Source organism: Candidatus Yanofskybacteria bacterium, assembly GCA_003514055.1.
GTDB lineage: Bacteria > Patescibacteriota > Minisyncoccia > 2-02-FULL-40-12 > GWA2-44-9 > UBA12115.
This window is the reverse complement of the sequence record DOSG01000007.1, coordinates 21,332-27,331: the sequence shown is the minus strand read 5'-3', so window position 1 is coordinate 27,331 and position 6,000 is coordinate 21,332. Positions and strand designations below refer to the sequence as shown.

General features: G+C 46.1%; 3 protein-coding genes. 2 read left to right on the top strand and 1 reads right to left on the bottom strand.

Features of this window, described 5'->3' with window-relative positions; genetic code table 11:
* Positions 1-246 precede the first annotated feature (246 nt).
* A complete protein-coding gene (locus tag DEG18_02155) occupies positions 247-768 on the bottom strand; it encodes a hypothetical protein (protein HBX58386.1) in 522 nt (173 codons plus the stop codon).
* Here DEG18_02155 and DEG18_02150 point away from each other — a divergent pair.
* Both DEG18_02150 and DEG18_02145 read left to right on the top strand, forming a co-directional pair.
* Positions 761-5,062, top strand: coding sequence for a hypothetical protein (locus tag DEG18_02150; GenBank protein HBX58385.1), 4,302 nt, complete (start codon positions 761-763; stop codon positions 5,060-5,062). The two genes, DEG18_02155 and DEG18_02150, sit on opposite strands and share 8 nt — an antisense overlap.
* 102 nt (positions 5,063-5,164) lie before the next feature.
* On the top strand, positions 5,165-5,800 hold the full coding sequence (locus DEG18_02145) for a hypothetical protein (protein ID HBX58384.1): 636 nt from the start codon (positions 5,165-5,167) through the stop codon (positions 5,798-5,800).
* Positions 5,801-6,000 lie beyond the last annotated feature (200 nt).

Sequence of the window (6,000 nt, the reverse complement as noted above, 5' to 3'; positions counted from 1 at the left end):
AACCCCAGAGACCAAGCTAGAAGTCGTCGGTACCGCTTCCATCTCAGGTGCTGTAACTCTAAACAACCAGACATATACATTCCCAGCTACCCAATTATCTAATGGCTTCCTTAAGACTAATGGTTCTGGTACCTTAACATGGTCTACGGCTCTAACTGGTACGTTAGCCTCTCTATCCCAAAACTTCGATCCTTCCTCCAACAACGCATACGACCTAGGTGACTCTACATACAGATGGCGCAACATCTATGCAGGCCAAGGTTTCTTCACCAACGCCTCAGCTTCGTCAAACTTTGAAGCCGCAACATTTAAGGGAACCACATATTCTGGAGATGGAGCCATTACCTTCGGTAATGCCTCATATGCCACCACCATTGCTGGCTCAGCATTAACCATATCTCCAACATCATGGACAGCTACACCTACCATCTCTGGTCTAATCACAGCTACATCTGGATTAACTTCGAATGGAATATTAACCGCTAATGGAGCAGTAGTCTTAGGCGATGGTGGAGATGACATAGCTATTAACTCCAACGATTGGGATATCTCTTCAGCCGGTGTAGCATCTGGATTAACAGGCCTCACTTCTTCAGGAACTATCACATTCTCAGGTCTCACTGCTGACAGATTAGTATCTACCACTACAGGAGGAGCATTAACCACATCTATATCTTCTGCTAATGCCGCTTTATCCATATCAGACGAGACTGGTTCTGGACTCTTAGTCTTTGGTACCTCTCCACAATTTACTACCAGTATGACCACCGCAGGAGTCTTTGCTATCAACCCAGGAGGAGCTCTAACCATTGGAGATAACGGAGACACCCTATACCTCAACTCTTCAGATTGGGATATCTCCACTACAGGAGCTATGACAGGCATTTCAGGAATCACTAACGACGGAGCATATACCCAATCAGGTACATCAGCTAATACCTTTACTGGCACATCCACGTTCTCAAATGCTACATATTCCGCCTTATTCACTGGTGGCAGCGTCGGCATCGGAACAACAACACCGACTACCAAGTTTGAGCTTGTCGGCGGAGCCGCTAAGCTTGGTGACGAATTAATTGTCACCAATGCTCTCCAGGTAGGTGGCACCGCATCGGTAGCATATTCAAGATTCGGTACGGCTACGACTACACATTCAATTAATGCATCTAATGACGTCTTAATCTCAGGCAGACTGGAAGTTGATGGACAGGCTTACTTTGATGCTTATCCGATTATCTTCGCGGCCGGTGCATCTCTATCTGGCAATTTCGATCCAACTGGTGATAATCTGTCCGATTTGGGCGAGCCAAGTTATAGCTGGAGAAGTCTCTACGCTGATACCAGCATCATATCTCCTTTGCATATTGGCGGTTCTTCAACGACATCTTCATTAACCCTTCGTCCTACGTCCGGAGCGGGCACCACTGGCGCAGATATTATTTTCCAATCAGGTACCAATGGAGCCAATGAGAACATGAGAATTCTCAATTCCGGTAATGTCGGCATAGGGACTACGAACCCAGGTAGTTATAAGTTAATGGTGGCAGGTTCTTTGAACGCGGATACTCTGGCTTTAGATAACGGTGGTTCAGCCGCTGTCCCGGCATTAAGCTTAAACGGACAAGCAGGAACCGGTATTTATTCTGGAACAGATACTTTAGGCTTCAGTACAAATGGAGCATCGGCGCTATTTATTAAATCTGACGGCAACGTCGGCATCGGCACCACCACCCCAGGAGCCAAGCTAGAAGTAAACGGTCAGGTAAAGATAACCGGAGGAACACCAGGAGCTAACAAAGTATTAACCTCTGATGCCGCAGGCCTAGCTTCTTGGACAACTCTTGGTTCTGGAACTATTGGGGATGTATATCTTTACAACACGGGCGACACAGGCTCAGGAGCATACACCTTCTCCGGAGGAGTATTTAGTATCAACACTTCTTCTAACTACACCGTAGATATCGGCACAGGTACATCTAACGGAGCCATATCAATTGGAGGAGGATCAAACACCTTAGCTATCAATTCATCAAACTGGGATATCTCTTCAGCCGGTGTAGCATCTGGATTAACAGGCCTCACTTCTTCAGGAACTATCACATTCTCAGGCCTCACTGCTGACAGATTAGTATCTACCACCACAGGAGGAGCATTAACCACATCTATATCTTCTGCTAATGCCGCTTTATCCATATCAGATGAGACTGGTTCTGGTCTCCTAGTCTTTAATAACGCTCCAACTTTCTCTACTGGATCAGTTACTTTCTCAGGTATAACCTCAGACATCACCACTGGCACTAATGAACACTTTGCCATCATGCCTAATGGGACGGGCAATGTGGGAATCGGGACGACGACGCCGGGGACTAAGTTTGATATCTGGGGTACGTCAGGAGCATATGATCTATTCAATGTAGCTTCTTCTTCTGGATCTTCTCTACTGCATGTGACTAAAGCTGGTTATGTTGGTATCGGTACGACAACTCCTTCTGCTAGGCTTAATTCTATTGGAACCTTCAGCGTAGAATTGGATGTTGTCAGTGAAGCTGCTACGGGAGGAGATATCTCTACAGATGGTTTATACACCGTACATACATTTACGACTGCTGGAACATTTACATTTAATCCCGGCCCAAATGTGGCTAGCGTCAGCTATCTAGTCGTTGCTGGCGGCGGCGGCGGCGGAACTTCAGCGGCGGGGTATGGAGGTGCTGGCGCAGGAGGCGCAGGAGGTTATTTGGCTAGCTCATCTTATGCTGTGTCAGAACAAAACTATACTGTTACTGTGGGTGCCAGTGGAGCTGGCCGAACTGCTGGCAGTAATCAAGCCGGCGGCAACGGAGGTAACTCAGTCTTCGGAGCAATCACGGCAACTGGTGGCGGTGGCGGAAGTAACTATGCTGGTAACGCTGGCAACGGGGGTTCTGGTGGTGGCGCTGGATATGGTGGCGGTAGTGTAGGTACAGGTATATCTGGTCAAGGTTATAATGGTGGACCTGTTACTGGCTTTACTGGTGGAGGTGGAGGTGGCGCTAGTGGTTCTGGAACCAATGGTAGTGGTGGATCCAATGGTGGTGCTGGTACAGCCAGCTCAATTACTGGAACATCAATCACTCGAGCTGGTGGTGGCGCGACCGGGACTGGAACAGCTACTGGTGGTGGCGGAACTAGCGGATCTATTAATGGTGCCGCAAATACCGGTGGTGGTGGATTTGGTGGATATAGTGACGGTGCTGCTAGCGGTAGTGGTGGCTCAGGTGTAGTCATTGTTCGATATCTAACTCCTACAGGCACAACTCGTGTGAATCGAATCAATGTGGCATCAAGTGGTAATGTCGGTATCGGCACTACGACTCCAGCTGGTATCTTTGATGTAAAAGGAAAATTGACTGTACTTTCTGCAGGTAGCGTTGGCGTCAACACTACGACCCCATCCGTGGCTTTGGATGTTGTTGGAGATGTTGAATACACGGGTACGATTACTGATGTATCTGATGCTCGTTTGAAGGAAAATTTCAGTGATTTTGACGGCGCATTGAGAATCATCAACTCCATCGGCGTAAAGAATTACAACATGATCGATACTCCAGACAGAATCGAGACCGGTTTTATTGCTCAGGATATGCAGCAGGTTTTCCCACAGGCCGTATCAGTTGTGGACCCAATTAATGGATACTTGGGCGTCAGCTATGTCTCTTTCATCCCAGTATTAGCTCGTGGCGTGCAAGAATTAAATTCAAGAACTACCCAACAGGTTAGCGCCGATGATCTTTCTATCGGTGATCTCGTATCCTACGCATCTGGTTCATCTGCTTTCAGGGTGGCCATGGGATCTACAGATCAGGCAGTAGTGGCCGGAGTCGTAACTGATGTAGCCGGCGCCGATGTTTATGGAGTTGCGTCTACTTCTATATCTTTCTCGGGTAAGGCTCTGGTTAAGGTATCTCTTGAAAACGGCGCTATTGAGCCGGGAGATAGACTAGCTTTAAGTCCGACTCAACCGGGCGTAGCTGTTAGGGCCTTGTCTTCGGGCATGACCATTGGTATGGCTTTGGATTCAGTTGATACTATACCTTCTGGTTCTTACGCTAAGATTCAGGTGTATGTTAATCCGACATATTGGTCGCCAAGCTTGGCCCTTACTTCAGGAACTGTAGCCGATGGTACGGCTTCTGGCTCGGCCGACGTAACCGTAACGTCAACTACTACTGATAGCGTCGCTTCGGTGAGCCAGGTCATCGATGCTATCAAGAATTCGATCTTTACAGAAGTTCAAACACTATGGGCTAAGAAAGATGTAATTGCTGAAGGTATTAAGAAGACATATTATGCCATCGCCGATTTAATCCCAGGCGTTGACGTTTCATCTTGGTTATCTCGTGATACAACGATATCTGACCAGGCTGATGCTACTACTAAATCTATGTTCGAAGGTAATGGCGCCCAAGCTTCAAAGGAATCTAAACTTGAGATGGATGAGAATGGCAATTATCTGACCACCTACGGTGTTGATTCAACTAGAGGAGAGATACAATTGACTGGCTCAGGCGATTTGGTAAATGGCGAAGCCAAAGTATTCTTCGACTACTCATTTACTTCGATAATATCTGATCAGGTTGTCTTAAGAGTCTTAATTACTCCAACTACGGTCGGTGTAACTGGCCAACTATATGTTGATCAAAAGACTATCTATGGGTTTACGGTTAAGGAGCTAAACGGTTCTAGCACTGGCAAGTTCGATTGGATGATAATTGCTCGACGCAAAGGATTTGAAGATAAGGTCGCTCCAACTCCGACACCTACGCCAGATGCGACGGGTACGACTTCGGTACCACCTGCTGAGGTTACACCTACGCCGACACCAGACCCATCTGCTCCAACAGGGGATACAACAACTCCAACTCCGACACCTACGCCAGATGCGACGCCAATAGTCGAATCTCCAGCGCCGACTCCCGACGCATCTGTTCCGGAGACACCAACACCTACGCCAGTTCCAGCCGAATTACCGGCAGAGCCGACTCCAGCTCCGACTGAGCCTGAGATAGTCCCAGCTCCGTAATTCAACGTCAGAACTTAAAAAGAGCGCCCCATAGGGGCGCTCTTTTTAATGCGTACAAAGGACGCCTTTGTACAAAGGCGCCCTTTGTAATAAAATTTAAGTATGAATAAAAGGGATTACAAGGAATCTGCCCCGGGAGAGATATATCACGTATATAATCGGGGGGTCGCCAATGAAAATATATTCATTGACCAAGAAGACTACTCATTCTTTACGTATAGGCTACGTCAAAACCTATTCCCAGACGAGGAATTGGAATATTCGAAGACTAGAATAGCCGTATTACCGCCAAAATCGTTCTCTTTGCTGGGTTATTGCTTAATGCCTAACCATTTTCATTTACTGATTCGTCAAAACGGTAAAATATCGACTTCAACTTTGCTACTGAAGGTCTTAACTAGCTATTCTAAATTTTATAATAAGAGACATGGCAGGATAGGGCATCTATTCCAAGATAGATTCAAGCAAGTTCATGTAAGCGACGATAGATATTTAACTTGGCTATCTGCCTATATACACCAGAATCCGAAGGTGGCAGGGCTGGTAAATGACCCAGCCAAGTATAAGTGGAGTAGCTATCTAGACTATATAACTCAAACGCACGGATCCATTATAACTGGCCAAGATATTATTCTTGGGCAGTTTAAGAACAAGTCTGACTACAAAGGATTTGTGGAGTCCAGCTACAAGATTATAAAGGAGAAAAAAGACCTAGAAGAATACTTACTTGATATTTAGTCAAGATATTAAAAAAGAATGGCATATAACCATGCATAAATTATACAAAGGGCGCCTTTGTACAAAGGCGCCCTTTGTATTTTGTGTGGATAAGTGGCTATTTAGGGCAGAACCGTAAAGATATATAATTGAAGCAGTTAAATGAAAGCTTTAAGAGGCTTTAAAAATAAATGGAGATTTTAAGGGTTTGGATATTTACT